Below are 15,988 nucleotides of genomic sequence, written 5' to 3'. Positions count from 1 at the left end.
TAGTATAGCATTTTTAGACAATGCGTTCAACATCAAGAATTCTAATGAGCAAAAATCGGCATCAGTTCATTTTGACAGCAATATAAATTTATAGAATATGAAAACCCGGCTTTATTTCTCTGTATAAATAGCAAAGCAGATATCCGCTTATAATAATCCCGAATGTACATAGTCCCGAAAAAAGAACAGCGAACGGAAAGCAGATCTGCCCCATAAGGTGAAACGGCTGATCTGTATAATTCCAGACATTCCATCCCATAACTTTATTTACTATGATCCCTGTGATAAATTCAGCAGATACTACAAACGCCGTACACCAAAGGACTTGTTTCCAGAGAGGCTCTCTCCACTTCGTCCATAACCCTTGTTGTGCGAAAAATATAAAACAGATTCCGCCCAACAAAAACATCGACCAATGAGAATATCCTCTGAAAATAATTTCTATCATATAATAAAGCGTTCCTCCCAACGCTCCCATAAACAAATATTCACTTAATTTTTTCATTTTCATCTTCCGGACTCATCTCCTGTTTTTATCTCTTATTATAGTCTGAACATTTTAAAAAAATATATAACATATTCCTTTTCGACTTTCAAAATAATTGCCTAAGTTATGTTATTAACTTGTGATAATGTCTCCTTAAGATTCACTTGAGGTTTTGTCTCTTTTTGGTATTCTATTAAAGCTATGAAAGAAGGTAAAATTACATTGTCACAAGAACAACTGAAAACGCTGACTGTCATCAACCGTTTCATTGACAAGTCTATTTCCAGACAACAGGCTGCTGAACTTTTGGGTCTCTCCACACGCCAGATCACACGCTTAAAGAAAGGAGTCCTTACCTCTGGCGCTCAATCCCTCATTCATAAAAATACCGGTAGAAAACCCGTTCACTCCGTTTCTGACGAATTGAAGGAAGCTGTCCTTAAGATTTATTCCCGCCCAGAATTCTCTAATGCCAACTTCCTCCATTTCAAAGATATACTCTCTGCAGATTTCGGAATTCAACTTTCCTACTCTGCTCTTTCCAGTATACTAAAAAATGCTGGTTTTGAAAGCCCTAAAAAGAAAAAAATCCGACACCGCACACATCGGCGCAAACGTAAGCCCCATCCCGGACAGCTCATCCAGATCGATGCCACGCCTTACGAGTGGTTTGGGGGAAATATCAAATACGCCCTTCATGGTGCTATCGATGATGCTACCGGGCAGGTCGTCGGACTTTTCCTGACACAGAATGAATGCCTTTACGGTTATCTGGAAACCATGCGTCAATGCTGCTCTGATTTCGGCATCCCACAGACGGTTTATTCTGACAACCATACCATCTTCCGTTCTCCTAAAACCGGAAAGCTGACTGTTGATGAACTAATCGCAGGCAAGACTGTCCATCTTACCCAGTTCGGACGTTCCCTGCACGAATTGGGCATTGACCTTATTTTCGCAAAGACTCCTCAGGCAAAGGGGCGGATTGAACGTTTATGGGTCACACTGCAGAGCAGGCTCCCTGTTGAGTTCGCAAAACGTGGGATTACTACTGTGTCAGAAGCAAACCGTTTTCTGGAAACAGAGTACAGGGAACTTTTCAATCAGAGGTTTGCCGTTGAGCCGGAAGCAGAGTCTATTTTTGTCTCTGCCGCAAAAGATTTGAATCTGGATTCCATCCTTTGTGTAAAGCACACGAGAAAAACAGATGCAGCCGGGACATTTTCGTTTAAAAATCGGTGTTTTCAAATCCTAGATGAGGGATTTCCGATTATCAATGCCCGCCGTGAGATCACTGTATTAATTAACCCACGTTTTGGAATTCGTGTAGAGTACGGCGGACGAATCTATAATACCATCCGTTATCTGAAACCTCAGAACAAAAATGCCAATACAGAAGTTCCCCAAAAAGTGTCAAAAACAGTAGAACCACACCTTCAGCTGCGTCACAGCAGTGATGAATGGAAAGCAATCTGGTGGATGGAGGATTATAATCTGTCACTTAAATTTTTATATGAGCTATTTTTCGAGAAGCAGCAGTCAGCTTCATAAAAGGGCATTAGCCCTTTTATGAAAGTGACATTTTTTCAAATAAATTTCTATATTAAAAAGTGACATTTTCATAAGTTATTGACAAATAATTGCCTAAGTTATCACTGTATGATATAATAAATAAGATTATGGACAGTTCAAAGTATCCGAGACCACTGAAAAATATATTTTTCGTAAAATATGTTTTTCAGTAGTTTCGGGACATTTGTAAAAACCGTTCACGATTGATGACAACATAGATTGAAAAGGAGAATAACATGTACAAAATGTATGAAATGGAACTTGCAGGCAGAACACTGCGTGTAGATGTAGACAGAGTTGCCAAACAGGCAAACGGCGCTGTTCTGATGCATTACGGAGACACAACTGTTTTGTGTACATCAACGGCATCTGAAAAGCCAAGAGACGGAATTGATTTTTTCCCTCTTAGTGTTGAATATAACGAAAGACTTTACGCTGTCGGAAAAATCCCGGGAGGATTTAATAAAAGAGAAGGGAAAGCATCCGAAAACGCAATTTTAACCGACCGAGTTATCGACCGTCCGATGCGCCCTCTTTTCCCGAAAGATTATCGAAATGACGTAACTTTGGAAAACCTTGTAATGTCAGTAGATCAGGACTGCAGCCCGGAACTTACCGCAATGCTTGGAGCTTCTCTTGCGACAAGTATTTCCGATATTCCGTTTGACGGCCCGATATCTACAACACAGGTCGGACTCATTGACGGAGAGTTTGTGTTTAACCCGACGGCAGCTCAAAGAGAAGTTTCTGATCTCGCACTTACGGTTGCTTCTACAAAAGAAAAAGTGATTATGATCGAAGCCGGAGCGAACGAAGTTCCGGAAGACCGCATGATCGAAGCAATTTTTGCAGCACATGAATTAAACCAGAAAGTCATTGCTTTTTTCGATACGATCGTTGCAGAATGCGGAAAGCCGAAACATGAGTATGAAAGCTGTGCGATTCCCGAAGAACTGTTTGACGCAATCAAAGAAATCGTACCGCCTGCCGAAATGGAACAAGCTGTATTTACAGACGAAAAGCAGATAAGAGAAGACAATATTCGTCAGATTACAGAAAAATTAGAAGAAGCATTTATAGATAATGAAGAATGGCTCTCTCTCCTTGGCGAAGCCATTTACCAATATCAGAAAAAAACTGTAAGAAAAATGATCTTAAAAGATCACAAACGTCCGGACGGACGCGCTATCGATCAGATCAGACCTCTTGCAGCAGAAGTGGATCTTCTTCCAAGAGTCCATGGTTCTGCAATGTTTACAAGAGGACAGACCCAGATTTGTACGGTAACGACACTGGCGCCTTTGTCTGAAGCACAAAGACTTGACGGTCTTGATGAATCAGAAACGACTAAGCGATATATGCACCATTATAATTTCCCTTCATATTCTGTAGGTGAAACAAAACCGTCAAGAGGACCTGGAAGACGTGAGATCGGACATGGTGCGCTGGCAGAAAGAGCTCTTCTCCCGGTACTTCCAAGCGAAGCCGAATTTCCATATGCCATCCGTACAGTATCTGAAACATTTGAATCAAACGGCTCTACTTCACAGGCAAGCGTATGCGCATCCAGTATGTCGCTTATGACAGCCGGAGTACCGATCAAAGCTGCAGTAGCCGGTATTTCCGCAGGTCTTGTAACTGGAGATACAGACGATGACTATCTTGTTCTTACCGATATCCAGGGACTGGAAGACTTCTTCGGAGATATGGACTTTAAAGTAGCCGGTACACATAAAGGTATTACAGCTATTCAAATGGATATTAAGATTCACGGACTTACAAGACCGATCATTGAAGAGGCAATTTCTGCGACAAAGAAAGCCAGAACCTATATCATTGACGAAATCATGAATAAGGCAATTTCTGAGCCAAGAGCAGAAGTCGGTGAATTTGCACCTAAGATCATTCAGATGCAGATCGATCCGCAAAAGATCGGCGATGTTGTAGGACAGCGCGGAAAAACGATTAACGCAATCATCGAACAGACAGGTGTGAAGATTGACATTGATGATGAAGGTTCCGTTTCCATTTGTGGTACAGAAAAAACAGCAATGGAAAAAGCTGCGAAGATCATACACACGATCGTAACCGACTTTGAAGCAGGTCAGGTCTTTGAAGGAAAAGTTATAAGTATTAAAGAATTTGGCGCTTTTCTTGAGTTTGCACCGGGAAAAGAAGGTCTCGTTCATATCTCAAAAATCGCTAAAGAACGTGTAAATAAAGTTGAAGATGTACTCTCTCTCGGAGATGTTGTAAAAGCTGTTTGCCTTGGAAAAGACAAAATGGGAAGATTCAGCTTCAGCATCAGAGACGTTGCAGAATAATAATTAAGGGCAAGTTGAGATAGCGTAGTAGAGGCAAAATTTCCCAATCGCCCTCATCCCGCCCAAATTAAAAATTGAGACTCAGTACGGAGGATGATTCCTCTGTATTGGGTCTTTTTCTAAAACGGTCGTACACACCAAGATCCTTCCAGACAAGGAATTAGACTTTCCGTCATATAAAAAAGGAACAGATCAAATCTGCCCCTTTTTTGCTTACATTGAAACCTCTGACTATTTTCTGAGTCCGAGTTTCTCAATCAATGCACGATATCTTTCAATATCTACTTTTTTAAGATATGCAAGAAGACCTCTTCTCTGTCCTACCATCTTAAGAAGACCTCTTCTTGAGTGGTGATCTTTCGGGTTTGCTTTGAAGTGATCTGTCAGTTCGTTGATTCTTGCTGTAAGAATTGCGATCTGTACTTCCGGTGATCCTGTATCACCTTCGCTTCTTCCATACTCTTTGATGATTGCCTGCTTTTTGTCCTTTGCGATCATGTTGTAACTCCTCCTTAAATACTTTTATAAACGCCTGATATTAAGTAACGGTCGGAGTGATCCGATTACCGAACATCGGCTGGTTTTCTAACCTCAAGTAGTATATCATATGCCACTTACAATGTAAAGAATTTATTTTAGATTTCTTTTGAAGCCTTAAAGTAGTCTTTTCCATAACGGAGATCTTTCGCCACTTGTTTTTTTAATTCGTTCACAGAAGAAAATCTTATCTCGGGTCTTTCAAAATCACAAAATTCCACCGTAATTTCTTTCCCGTATGCATCTCCTTCATAATCATAAACAAATACTTCGACAAGACGCTTGTGTTCTTCCGTAACTGTCGGCTTCACCCCTACGTTTCCAATGCCGTTGTACCATTTTCCGTCTATATTGATACGGCAGACATACACTCCGAATCTTGGCAGTATTTTTTTTTCTTCAGGCTCGACATTCATTGTAGGAAAGCCGAGCGTCCGCCCCAGTTGTCTGCCATGCCGAACAATTCCGGTTACTCCATACCGATATCCGAGAAGCTCTGCCGCAAGAGTTACATTGCCTTGTGAAAGGACATCTCTGATATAAGTACTGCTGATCACGATCTGATCATATCGTTCTTTTTCGATGACATCCAGCGTATATCCCCCTTTTTCGGAAAACATTTTCAACATTTCTGTATTTCCTCGTTTTTCATGACCAAAAGCAAAGTCTGTTCCTACAACAATATGCGCCGCATGAAGTTTTTCGCACAAGATGTTCTTAATAAACACTTCCGCTTCCATTTCACGCAGTTCTTTCGTAAAAGGATATTCGATCAAACAATCGATTTTCCCTTCAAGATGACTCCGCCTCTCCTGCTTTGTCATTAACGACTCCCGGTGCATATCGAAAGCACAGAGGACGCTTTTACAATTTTCTCCCGAATAAGCGCATATTTTATCGATCAGTTTTTGATGTCCTTTATGAAGACCGTCAAACTTGCCGAGAGTTAACGCTGTCTTTTCTATTCCTGCATATTGCTCAATCCCCGTGATGTACTCCATGATCTACTCTTCCTTTTATCCGCTTCATATTATTCTCATCTCATTTACATAATTTGAAACGAATTTTTCTATTTTCCATCAGGATCGAAAAACATTTTTTCGATTCTGAATAACTGCCTTTGTTTTTGATAAGAGTATATAGCGATAAACCGTCCCTGCTCATCGTATACTCTATATTTTTTATATCTAGAAAAAATGTCGGAAAGATCATCCTCTCCTCCGTCTTTTCCGGGTAAAATCAAATTTTTCGCAGACTCTTTCGGAAAAGGATTTCCGTTATATGCCAACTGAGCCTGGCGTCCTGTTACGATTATCTTAGGATATTCGACAAATACTTCATCCAGAGGCAATATTATTTCTTCTGTCCTTCCTTCATTCTTCGCCTTTTCAATATCTGCAAGCTTCATACTGTCTTTTAACTCAAACCGACTGACTTTTGTACGAAGCAGTGATTCCATACATCCGCCAACGCCAAGAACTTCTCCTACATCATTACATAAAGTACGGATATATGTTCCCTTTGAACAAGAAACTTCCATCCGTATGCGAGGAAGTTTCATTTCCTTGATCCGAATGTCATAAATCTGTACTTTTCTGCTTTTCCGTTCTACGACTTTCCCTTCCCGAGCCAATTCATAAAGCTTTTTTCCATTTACTTTTAGTGCAGAATACATAGGAGGAATCTGATCATATTCCCCTATAAAACTTTCAATACATTTTTTTGCTGTTTCTTCAGTGATTTCCGATGGATCACATTCTTTTAAAACAGTCCCTGTAATATCTTGAGTATCTGTTTCTTTTCCAAGCAAAAGCACCGCTTCATACGTTTTATCTTTATCTGTCAGCAGATCACATACTTTTGTTGCCCGTCCAAGACATACCGGAAGCACTCCTTCCGCATCCGGGTCAAGCGTTCCGGTATGACCGATCTTCTTTTGTCCGAAGATTCCCCGAAGACGAGCCACCACATCATGCGATGTATAACCTTTTTCTTTGTAAATATTTAAAATTCCGTTTATCATACTTCTGATTCTAGTCCTTATTTCATTGCGGAATCACTGATTTTTCTTCCAGTTTTTCAAACTGACGGGCGATCTGCTCGGTAATATTGTTGATCACGTCATGTGCAGATCCTGTCATTGTCACACCTGCCGCCCGTATGTGTCCGCCGCCTCCGAAATGTTTTGCGATTACACTCACATCAATATATTGTTTAGAACGAAGGCTTACTTTATATTTTTGAGGTTCAAGCTCATGTAAGAAGATAGCGACTTCCACACCTTTTGTCTGCCTGAGAATACTTACTACCCCTTCCAGATCAGACGGCTCTGCATGGAAAAATTCCATCGAACTTTTGCGGATAACCGACACAACGCATTGACGATCCATAATGAGCATACTCTCAAGGAGCGCTCTTCCCAAAATCTGGTTTTGCACATATGTTTTTTCGTAAAAGGTTTGCTCAATGATCGCGTTTCCGTTTATCCCTTTTCTCATCAGTTTAGCCGCATTTTCCATCGTTTCCGGCGATGTGCACGAATATCTGAAAACACCTGTATCGTGAGCAATTCCCATATAAAGAGCTTCTGCCGATTCTTTTGATATTTTCTCTTCATCGAGCAAAGTAACTACAAGCTCAGACGTAGAACTTGCATCCGGAACAATATAGTTCAAGTCTGCAAACGATTCGTTGCTGATGTGATGATCGATGCAAACCGTCTCTTTTGCGTTTTCAAAGACCGAACTTGAAAATCCAAGTCTCATCGGATCTGCACAATCAAGACAGATAAACAGATCATACGGCGTTTCGTTATTGTTTACTTCTGAACGAACTTCATCTGTTCCTTTGATCAGACGAAATGTCTCAGGTATTTTTTCCAGATAAACGTCTGTCTGAATATGCGGATATTCTTGTTTTAAATAAAGATATAACCCCATTACCGATCCGATGCAATCGCCATCCGGGCGGACGTGTCCGCCCAGGGCAATTTTTTTCTTCTCTTTCAGCAGCTCTTTTAAATCAATTTTTTTACTATTCATCAATATCACCGGCCTCATCTTTCAGATCCTTTGTAACCTCGTCGATCTTCTTGCTGATATTTACGCCATATTCGATCGACTGATCTACAATAAACTTAATCTCCGGAGTGTTTCTCATATTAATCGTTCTGGCAAGCTCACGACGGATAAATCCTTCAGCGCTTTGCAGCCCTTTGATCGTATCCTGCTGTGCCTTTTCATCTCCGAGTACGCTGATATATGCTTTGCATGTTTTCAGATCCGGCGCCACTTCCACTGCCACCACAGATGTCATGGGCGACACTCTCGGATCTTTGATCCCGCCACGCAGTATATTGCTCAGTTCTCTTTGAACTTCCGCATTTACACGGGTATTTTTTATGCTGTTTTTTCTCATTAATGCTCCCTCTTTTCATCTGCGAAACTAATCATTCGGTTTTTTTGAATCAAATTTATTTTCTCTCAGTCTCAACCATTTTATAAGCTTCAACCTGATCTCCTTCTTTGATATCATTATAATTTTCAAATACAAAACCACATTCATATCCGGCTCTTACTTCTTTTACATCGTCTTTAAAACGTTTCAAAGATGCCAGCGGTCCGTCAAATACTACGATTCCGTCACGGATAAGACGTACAGAACAGTTTCTTTCAAAAATACCGTCCTGAACATAAGATCCTGCAATCGTTCCGACTCCGGATGCTTTAAATGTCTGACGCACTTCCGCGTGACCGAGAATTTTTTCCTCAAATACCGGATCAAGCATTCCTTTCATTGCAGCTTCCACATCTTCTATCGCATTATAAATGACTCTGTAAAGTCTTAAATCAACGCCTTCTCTATCGGCGATTTCTTTTGCCGTCGCATCCGGACGTACATTAAATCCGATAATGATCGCATTGGAAGCCGATGCAAGGCTGACGTCCGATTCATTGATTGCGCCTACTCCACCGTGAATGATCTTGATTACAACTTCATCATTTGAAAGTTTCAAAAGACTCTGTTTGATTGCTTCTACTGAACCTTGAACATCTGCTTTTACGATAATGTTGAGTTCTTTCAAATTGCCTTCCTGTATCTGGCTGAACAGATCATCAAGAGACATTCTTGATTTTGTCTCATCAAGAAGTTTCACTTTATTCTGAGCGATAAACGTCTCTGCAAAACTTCTTGCATCCTTTTCGGAATCACATCCGACAAACACTTCTCCCGCATTTGGAACATCATTTAATCCGAGAATCTCTACCGGCTGTGACGGACCTGCCTCTTTCACCCTTCTGCCTTTATCGTCCATCATCGCACGAACGCGACCATGTGCGCTTCCTGCCGCGATTGCATCTCCGACATGAAGAGTACCTTTCTGAACAAGAACTGTCGCAACAGATCCTTTTCCTTTATCAAGTTCCGCCTCGATCACAAGACCTCTTGCCGCACGGTTCGGATTTGCTTTTAACTCCATAACTTCTGCTGTCAGAAGAACCATTTCAAGAAGCTCCGGAATTCCTTCTTTTGTATGTGCGGATACAGGAACAAAAATCGTACTTCCGCCCCAATCTTCCGGAATCAACTCATATTCTGTCAGTTCTTGTTTCACACGTTCGATATTTGCACTTGGTTTATCAATCTTATTGATTGCAACAATAATTTCAATTCCGGCAGCTTTTGCATGATTGATTGCTTCTACTGTCTGAGGCATTACTCCGTCGTCTGCCGCTACGACAAGAATGGCGATATCCGTAGAGCTTGCACCGCGCATACGCATTGCCGTAAACGCCTCATGTCCCGGCGTGTCGAGGAACGTAATTTTTTCTCCGTTTGCTTCCACAACATATGCTCCGATATGCTGAGTGATACCACCTGCTTCACGATCGATCACATTTGAGTGACGGATCGCATCAAGAAGAGATGTTTTACCATGGTCAACGTGTCCCATAACACATACGACCGGAGGACGTTTTACCATCATATTTTCATCTTCCTCTTCCTCTTTTAACAGTTCTTCGATCACATCTACGACTTCTTCTTTTTCGCAGAGAACTTCAAATTCCATTGCGATCTCTTCTGCAGTATCATAATCGATTTCCTGATTCACTGTTACAACTTTTCCTTGAAGGAACAGTTTTTTCACGATAACAGAAGGAACAATCTTCATTTTATCTGCAAGTTCTTTGATCGTAAGAACTTCCGGAATTACAATCTGTTTAATCTTTTCTTCTTTCTTCTCTTCTTTCGGCTGCGGTCTTTTCACTTCTGCTACCTGTTTTTGTTTTTTGCCTTTTTTGCCTTTTCCGTCAAAGGCTTCGTCTCTGTATTCTTTTTTCTTATTATCACGTTCTTTATCTTTCGCCTTATTACGCTGGCTCTTCTGCTGCTCCACGATCGGTGCCGCCACATCATCTCTTCGTGACTCTCTTTTCTCTCTGTCAGATCGACCATTTTGTCCTCCCGGTCTGCGGTCTCTGTCTCCGCCTCGGCTCTGTCTTCCGTCACCGAACTGACGATTTCCCTGTGGTCTTTCCTGGCGCGAACGATCATTGGATCCGCGATCGAATCTGCCTTGTCTGTCAGACGGTTTTCCGTCTCTTACCGGCTTTCCGTCTCTGTTTTCTCTTACCGGACGATCATTGGACTGTCTTGCTTCACGATTTTCTCTTGCCGGACGGTCATTCTCTGTTCTTTTCTCCTTTTCGGACTGTACCTGTACCGGTTTTTCCGCACGTGCCGGCTGTTGCTTTTCCTGACGTACTCCCTGCGGCTTTTCCGCTGCTGACTGCGCTTGCGTACCCGGTCGTTTTTCTGTAGTTGAATGTTCGGCAGCAGTTTCGGCTTTTACAGTTTGAGCAGGAACCGGCCGCGCAGCCTGTGACTTTTCTGCACCTGACTTTTCCGAACGTGCTCCCTGTGATGCCGGACGCGTCGTCGCTGCCTTTGCCTCGTTTTGACGCGCACTCTGCTGTGGACGCGCAGACTTTTGAGCCGGACGTTTTCCCTGTATGCGACTGCTGTTTTTAGAGTTTTGCGGACGAATCACAAATGCCAGATTTTTCTTTTTCGGAGCTTCTTCTCCCTCTGACTTTCCTTCTGATCTTGTGTTTTTTTCTTTTCGGATCTCATCTGCTATATTGTCCTCGATCGAACTCATATGATTTGACACCTCCACATTTTTCTTATGCAACAAATCGATGAGCTCTTTATTTTCCATTCCAAGCTCTTTCGCAAGTTCATGTACCCTCATTTTTGTCATATTAAAACTACCTCCTTATGCAATATCCTCTCGGTTTTTCAGCTCTCTTTGAATTCCATCTGCAAATCCTTCGTCAAGTATCGCCAGAGATGCACGGAACTCTTTTCCCATTGCATGCCCTAAGGTATCTTTATCTCCGTAGAAACAAAATGGAACTTTATAAAACTTACACATATCCCCGAATTTTTTCTTCGTGTTCTCCGATGCGTCACCGGCGACAATGACAAACTTCGCTTTTCCTGATTTCGTCTCGCTTTCTGTCATTGTCTCGCCGCTTACACATTTTCCGGCCTTCATCGCCAGTCCGATCAGGGAAAGGACCTTATCTCTCTTACTCAAGCTCTCCCATCTCCTTTTCCATTCTCTCATATACTTCCGGCGGTATTGCCTGCTTAAACGACCGTTCCAATCCACGGTTTTTCACAGCTTTCTGAAAGCATTCTACGCTCCGGCAAAGATAAGCGCCTCTGCCGTTTGCTTTTCCAAGTGCATCCACGACGAATTCTCCGGTTTCTGTCCTGAGTATTCGCAGCAATTCTTTTTTAGGTTTCATTTCTCCACACCCTACACATTTACGCATAGGAATTTTTTTATTAACTGCCAAATAACCCACTCCTTTAGATATTACTCATTCTCTGTCTCGATAAATTCAATTTCTTCCGACTCTTCGTTCTGATCTTCTGCCGCTTCATCATAAGACTCTTCACTGTATTCTTCGTTATACTCTTCCTCGTAATCTCCTGTATAACCTTCTTCACCGACAAGTCCCATCTCTTCCATATAATTTTCTGGAAGTTCTCCTGCCTCTATCGCCTGTGTCTCGCTCTTAATATCAATCTTATATCCTGTAAGTCTTGCAGCAAGACGTGCATTCTGCCCTTCTTTTCCGATTGCAAGTGAAAGCTGATAGTCGGGAACGATCACACTCGCGATTTTTTCTTCCGGATCTGCCATTACAGAAATCACTTTTGCAGGGCTAAGTGAATTTTCTATCAGAAGCGCCGGATTCTCATCCCAGTTGATAATATCGATTTTTTCACCGCGAAGTTCCTGAACAACTGCGTTTACTCGTGCTCCGTTCATTCCCACACAAGCGCCTACGGGATCTACATTCGGATCGTTTGACCATACAGCCATTTTTGTACGGGAACCTGCTTCTCTTGCAATGCTCTTAATTTCAACTGTACCGTCTCTTACTTCTGCCACCTCTGCTTCAAAAAGACGTTTCACAAGTTCGGGATGTGTACGGGATACAAGTATCTTCGGTCCTTTCGGAGTATTTTTCACTTCTACTACATACAGTTTAATACGTTCTGTAGGTTTAAAATGTTCCCCTTTCACCTGCTCGTTCTCAGTAAGCATTGCATCTGCTCTTCCAAGATTAATACTGATATTTTTCCCGACATATCGCTGAACAACACCTGTCACAATATCTTTTTCTTTTTCAAAATACTGGTCAAATACAACTTTTCTTTCTTCTTCTCTTATTTTTTGAAGAATCAGGTTCTTTGCATTCTGAGTCGCAATACGCCCAAACTCTTTTGAGTGTACCGGAATCTGTGCGATATCGCCGACCTGTAATGCAGAATCCAGCTTTTCCGCTTCTTCGAGACTGATCTCCAACGCAGGATCTTCTACCTCTTCTACTACATTTTTCTCTGCATATACAGCATAATCGCAAGTATCACGATCCATGATTACTTTAATGTTATCCGATGTTCCGAAATGATTCTTACATGCGCTGATCAGCGAATTTTCAATCGCATCCATCATAACATCTTTACTGATATTTTTTTCTTTCTCAAGAATTGTCAACGCTTCCATTAACTCTGTGTTCATTTTGTCATTTCCTCCTAAATTTTAAAAATCCAAAGCAAGACGAATCAATGCAATTTCTGCTCTGTCAAATACTTGTTCTGTTTCATCTTCATATATAATGGTCACAGTGTTTTCATCAAACCCTTTCAAAATACCGGTAAATTCTTTCTGACGATCGATTGCCCGGTAAGTACGGATCTCTACTTCTTCTCCGATACTTCTCTTAAAATCTTTTTCTTTTTTTAACGGTCTGCCAAGCCCCGGTGAGCTCACCTCAAATACATAAGAATCCGGGATATAATCTTTTTCATCGAGAATATCCGAAAACTTTCTGCTGACCGCCTCACAGTCATCTACCGTAATCCCGCCCGGTTTATCGATATACGCACGAAGATACCATGTTCCGGCTTCCTTGACATATTCTACGTCAACCAGTTCAAATCCAAGTGCAGACACGATCGGTTCTAAAAGTTCTTCTGTTTTCTGTTCATATTCTTCTCTTTTTGACACGCTATACTTCCTTTCTTCTCATTTGGCAGAAGCTATCTGCCGCTTATGTTTCTTTTGTTATCGTGAATTTACAACTGAAAATATCTATAAGATATTTTTTGTCGTATGCATAGCAACAAAGAAGAGTGAACTTTCGTTCACTCTTCTGCCGGATTTCTATGTAACTATTTCATAGTATAGCACTGTTTTTTTTATATTGCAAGGCTTCTTCTCTATTTTCTTGCTTTTGTTCCTGCTCCATCACGTTTCGCCGTTTTCAATCGATTTAAAGAGACCTCTTTTTCATTATATAGAATCTTTGTTTCCGTTCCTTCTTCAAAAAGATATACCTTTTCCAGTTCATCTTTTTTCTGAAGACGGATACCTCTGACACCGACTGCAGCTTTTTTCTTTATAGGAACTTCCGTGGCCGGGAATCTCAAAAAGTACCCGTTCTTTGTCTGAAGAACGACATGCTTATTTTCATTAACAACCCGAACATCGACCAGAGAATCTTCTTCCTGAAGTTTTGTAGCCAGAATTGTTCGTTTTGCCACCTGAAATTCACTTCCGCTGACTTTTTTTACCATTCCCTGCGCCGTTGAAAACAAAAGCATGGCAAATCTCATCTGCTCGGAATCGTATACCGAGACAATCTGTTCATCAGAACTGGAGTAATTGCTGACATTGTCGATCGGAACTCCTTTATCCCTGAATTTTCCATAAGGAAGATCAATTACTTTCACCTGGTGCATTTTCCCGCTATTGGTAAAAATACATATTTTCCCCGTGTTCATACAATGGACAATATACTTATTCTCACTATCCGCCGCTTCCTTATTTCTTTCGTAAACGGCAACGTCTACTATTCTTGCATATCCGAACCGATCCATCAAAAATACGACTTCCTGTTCTTCGATCTTCTTCTCTTCAAAAACGGCTTCTTCAGCATTTTCAATGACTGTACGGCGCGCTTTTGCATATTCTTCTTTAAACGATTCAAGTTCTTCCACAATAACTTGCGCCATAGAATCATAATTATTGAGAATATCTTCATAACGCGCAATATTCTTCACCGTCTGTTCATGTTCCGCGATCAAAGCCTGTACTTCCAGACCGATGAGGCGATATAAGCGCATCTCGAGGATGGCAGCAGCCTGACGTTCTGTAAAGCGTAAAAGCACCGCCATCTTTTTGGAAATAGAAGATTTAAACTTAATATTATCTGTTACGCCATTTACAAGACATGCTTTTGCATCTTTTACAGATTTACTGCCTCGAAGGATTTCAATAATAAGATCGATCACATCACATGCTTTGATCAACCCCTCCTGCACCTCACTTTTTTCCTGTTCTTTTGCAAGAAGTGTTTTGTATTTTCTCGTCGCCAGTTCAAATCGAAAATCTACATGATGCTCAATGATCTTCTTAAGTCCGAGTGTTTCCGGTCTTCCGTCTGCAACTGCAAGCATATTCACGCCGAATGTGTCTTCAAGGCGCGTCTTTTTATAAAGCATATTTTTTAGATTTTCTACATCTGCGCCTTTTTTTAATTCCAACACAATCCGAATTCCTTCTTTGGAAGATTGGTTTGAAATATCTGTGATATCTGTTGTTTTCTTTGTCTCTACCAGACCGGCTACATCATTTAAAAACTTCCCTATTCCCGCTCCGATCATCGTGTATGGGATCTCACTGATCACAAGCTGCTTTTTGCCGCCTTTTAATTCTTCTGTCTCTACTTTTCCCCGGACTTTGATCTTTCCCTGTCCCGTTTCATATATATTGATCAGATCATCTTTATTAACAACAATTCCGCCTGTCGGAAAATCAGGCCCTTTTATGTATTTCATCAGTTGTTTTGTAGTGATCGAATCGTTTTTAATATATGCCTTTACCGCATCGATCACTTCTCCGAGATTATGAGGCGGTATACTTGTCGCCATACCTACCGCAATTCCTTCCGCTCCGTTTACGAGGAGGTTTGGCACACGCATCGGAAGTACAAGCGGTTCTTTTTCTGTTTCGTCAAAATTCGGTCCGAAATCTACCACATCTTTATCTAGATCTGCAAGGCAGACTTCCTGCGTGAATTTCGTCAGTCTTGCCTCAGTATAACGCATTGCCGCAGCGCCGTCACCTTCTATCGAACCGAAGTTTCCGTGACCGTCTACAAGTACCATTCCTTTTTTAAACTCCTGAGCCATAACAACAAGAGATTCGTAGATCGAACTGTCGCCGTGAGGATGATATTTACCCATCGTATCTCCGACAATACGCGCGCATTTTCTGTACGGCTTATCATAGCGGATTCCCAGTTCGTACATATCATAAAGCGTACGGCGCTGAACCGGCTTCAGTCCGTCTCTTACATCCGGAAGTGCCCTGGAAATAATTACGCTCATCGCATAATCAATATATGATTTTTTCATAAGATCCGAATATTCCGTTCTTATGATCTGTGATTCACTGTTCATTTCTCGTCTCCTTCATTTC

General features: G+C 41.4%; 14 protein-coding genes. 2 read left to right on the top strand and 12 right to left on the bottom strand.

Annotated features, from left to right (window positions below):
* Positions 1-88: 88 nt before the first annotated feature.
* Positions 89-511, bottom strand: coding sequence for a putative ABC transporter permease (locus ACH9UM_RS04045; protein ID WP_009242642.1), 423 nt, complete (start codon positions 509-511; stop codon positions 89-91).
* A gap of 198 nt (positions 512-709) precedes the next feature.
* On the opposite strand from ACH9UM_RS04045, the gene ACH9UM_RS04040 reads away from it, so the two are divergent.
* Together ACH9UM_RS04040 and ACH9UM_RS04035 are read left to right on the top strand one after the other, a co-directional pair.
* Positions 710-2,038: an ISNCY family transposase gene (locus tag ACH9UM_RS04040; RefSeq protein ID WP_009321027.1), complete on the top strand. Its 1,329-nt coding sequence runs from the start codon at positions 710-712 to the stop codon at positions 2,036-2,038.
* A gap of 257 nt (positions 2,039-2,295) precedes the next feature.
* On the top strand, positions 2,296-4,383 hold the full coding sequence (locus tag ACH9UM_RS04035; RefSeq protein ID WP_004845148.1) for a polyribonucleotide nucleotidyltransferase: 2,088 nt from the start codon (positions 2,296-2,298) through the stop codon (positions 4,381-4,383).
* A gap of 231 nt (positions 4,384-4,614) precedes the next feature.
* Here ACH9UM_RS04035 and rpsO read toward each other — a convergent pair whose 3' ends face one another.
* The 11 genes from rpsO to ACH9UM_RS03980 form a co-directional block, all read right to left on the bottom strand.
* Entirely contained in the window at positions 4,615-4,881 is a 267-nt protein-coding gene (rpsO, locus tag ACH9UM_RS04030; RefSeq protein WP_004845149.1) for a 30S ribosomal protein S15, read from the bottom strand.
* Positions 4,882-5,018: 137 nt separating this feature from the next.
* On the bottom strand, positions 5,019-5,921 hold the full coding sequence (locus tag ACH9UM_RS04025) for a bifunctional riboflavin kinase/FAD synthetase (RefSeq protein ID WP_004845150.1): 903 nt from the start codon (positions 5,919-5,921) through the stop codon (positions 5,019-5,021).
* Between the two features lie 68 nt (positions 5,922-5,989).
* Positions 5,990-6,943: a tRNA pseudouridine(55) synthase TruB gene (gene truB, locus ACH9UM_RS04020; protein WP_004845151.1), complete on the bottom strand. Its 954-nt coding sequence runs from the start codon at positions 6,941-6,943 to the stop codon at positions 5,990-5,992.
* A 22-nt stretch (positions 6,944-6,965) separates the two neighbouring features.
* Positions 6,966-7,961 (bottom strand): bifunctional oligoribonuclease/PAP phosphatase NrnA, encoded by a 996-nt coding sequence (locus ACH9UM_RS04015; RefSeq protein ID WP_004845152.1) that lies wholly within the window; start codon positions 7,959-7,961, stop codon positions 6,966-6,968.
* Positions 7,954-8,337 (bottom strand): 30S ribosome-binding factor RbfA, encoded by a 384-nt coding sequence (gene rbfA, locus ACH9UM_RS04010; RefSeq protein WP_004845153.1) that lies wholly within the window; start codon positions 8,335-8,337, stop codon positions 7,954-7,956. The genes ACH9UM_RS04015 and rbfA overlap by 8 nt, the downstream gene beginning before the upstream one ends.
* A gap of 55 nt (positions 8,338-8,392) precedes the next feature.
* A complete protein-coding gene (infB, locus tag ACH9UM_RS04005) occupies positions 8,393-11,185 on the bottom strand; it encodes a translation initiation factor IF-2 (RefSeq protein ID WP_004845154.1) in 2,793 nt (930 codons plus the stop codon).
* Between the two features lie 15 nt (positions 11,186-11,200).
* Positions 11,201-11,554 (bottom strand): ribosomal L7Ae/L30e/S12e/Gadd45 family protein, encoded by a 354-nt coding sequence (locus ACH9UM_RS04000; protein WP_044929579.1) that lies wholly within the window; start codon positions 11,552-11,554, stop codon positions 11,201-11,203.
* Complete coding sequence (gene rnpM, locus ACH9UM_RS03995; RefSeq protein ID WP_009320585.1) at positions 11,517-11,789, bottom strand: RNase P modulator RnpM; 273 nt, start codon at positions 11,787-11,789, stop codon at positions 11,517-11,519. Before rnpM ends, ACH9UM_RS04000 begins: the two co-directional genes overlap by 38 nt.
* Positions 11,790-11,809: 20 nt before the next feature.
* A complete protein-coding gene (nusA, locus tag ACH9UM_RS03990; protein WP_009242638.1) occupies positions 11,810-13,024 on the bottom strand; it encodes a transcription termination factor NusA in 1,215 nt (404 codons plus the stop codon).
* Between the two features lie 21 nt (positions 13,025-13,045).
* Complete coding sequence (gene rimP, locus ACH9UM_RS03985) at positions 13,046-13,513, bottom strand: ribosome maturation factor RimP (protein ID WP_004845158.1); 468 nt, start codon at positions 13,511-13,513, stop codon at positions 13,046-13,048.
* A 212-nt stretch (positions 13,514-13,725) separates the two neighbouring features.
* A complete protein-coding gene (locus tag ACH9UM_RS03980) occupies positions 13,726-15,969 on the bottom strand; it encodes a DNA topoisomerase (ATP-hydrolyzing) subunit A (RefSeq protein ID WP_004845159.1) in 2,244 nt (747 codons plus the stop codon).
* Between the last annotated feature and the right edge of the window lie 19 nt (positions 15,970-15,988).

Source organism: Mediterraneibacter torques, from assembly GCF_044591705.1.
GTDB lineage: Bacteria > Bacillota > Clostridia > Lachnospirales > Lachnospiraceae > Mediterraneibacter > Mediterraneibacter torques.
The sequence above is the reverse complement of the archived record's forward strand: the minus strand, read 5'-3'. Positions and strand labels throughout refer to the sequence as shown.

Coding starts and splice junctions, on each gene's coding strand:
- ACH9UM_RS04045 (WP_009242642.1), bottom strand. CDS start 511: ATGAAAATGAAAAAATTAAGTGAATATTTGTTTATGGGAGCGTTGGGA.
- ACH9UM_RS04035 (WP_004845148.1), top strand. CDS start 2,296: ATGTACAAAATGTATGAAATGGAACTTGCAGGCAGAACACTGCGTGTA.
- rpsO (WP_004845149.1), bottom strand. CDS start 4,881: ATGATCGCAAAGGACAAAAAGCAGGCAATCATCAAAGAGTATGGAAGA.
- ACH9UM_RS04025 (WP_004845150.1), bottom strand. CDS start 5,921: ATGGAGTACATCACGGGGATTGAGCAATATGCAGGAATAGAAAAGACA.
- truB (WP_004845151.1), bottom strand. CDS start 6,943: ATGATAAACGGAATTTTAAATATTTACAAAGAAAAAGGTTATACATCG.
- ACH9UM_RS04015 (WP_004845152.1), bottom strand. CDS start 7,961: ATGAATAGTAAAAAAATTGATTTAAAAGAGCTGCTGAAAGAGAAGAAA.
- rbfA (WP_004845153.1), bottom strand. CDS start 8,337: ATGAGAAAAAACAGCATAAAAAATACCCGTGTAAATGCGGAAGTTCAA.
- infB (WP_004845154.1), bottom strand. CDS start 11,185: ATGACAAAAATGAGGGTACATGAACTTGCGAAAGAGCTTGGAATGGAA.
- ACH9UM_RS04000 (WP_044929579.1), bottom strand. CDS start 11,554: ATGAGAGAATGGAAAAGGAGATGGGAGAGCTTGAGTAAGAGAGATAAG.
- nusA (WP_009242638.1), bottom strand. CDS start 13,024: ATGAACACAGAGTTAATGGAAGCGTTGACAATTCTTGAGAAAGAAAAA.
- ACH9UM_RS03980 (WP_004845159.1), bottom strand. CDS start 15,969: ATGAACAGTGAATCACAGATCATAAGAACGGAATATTCGGATCTTATG.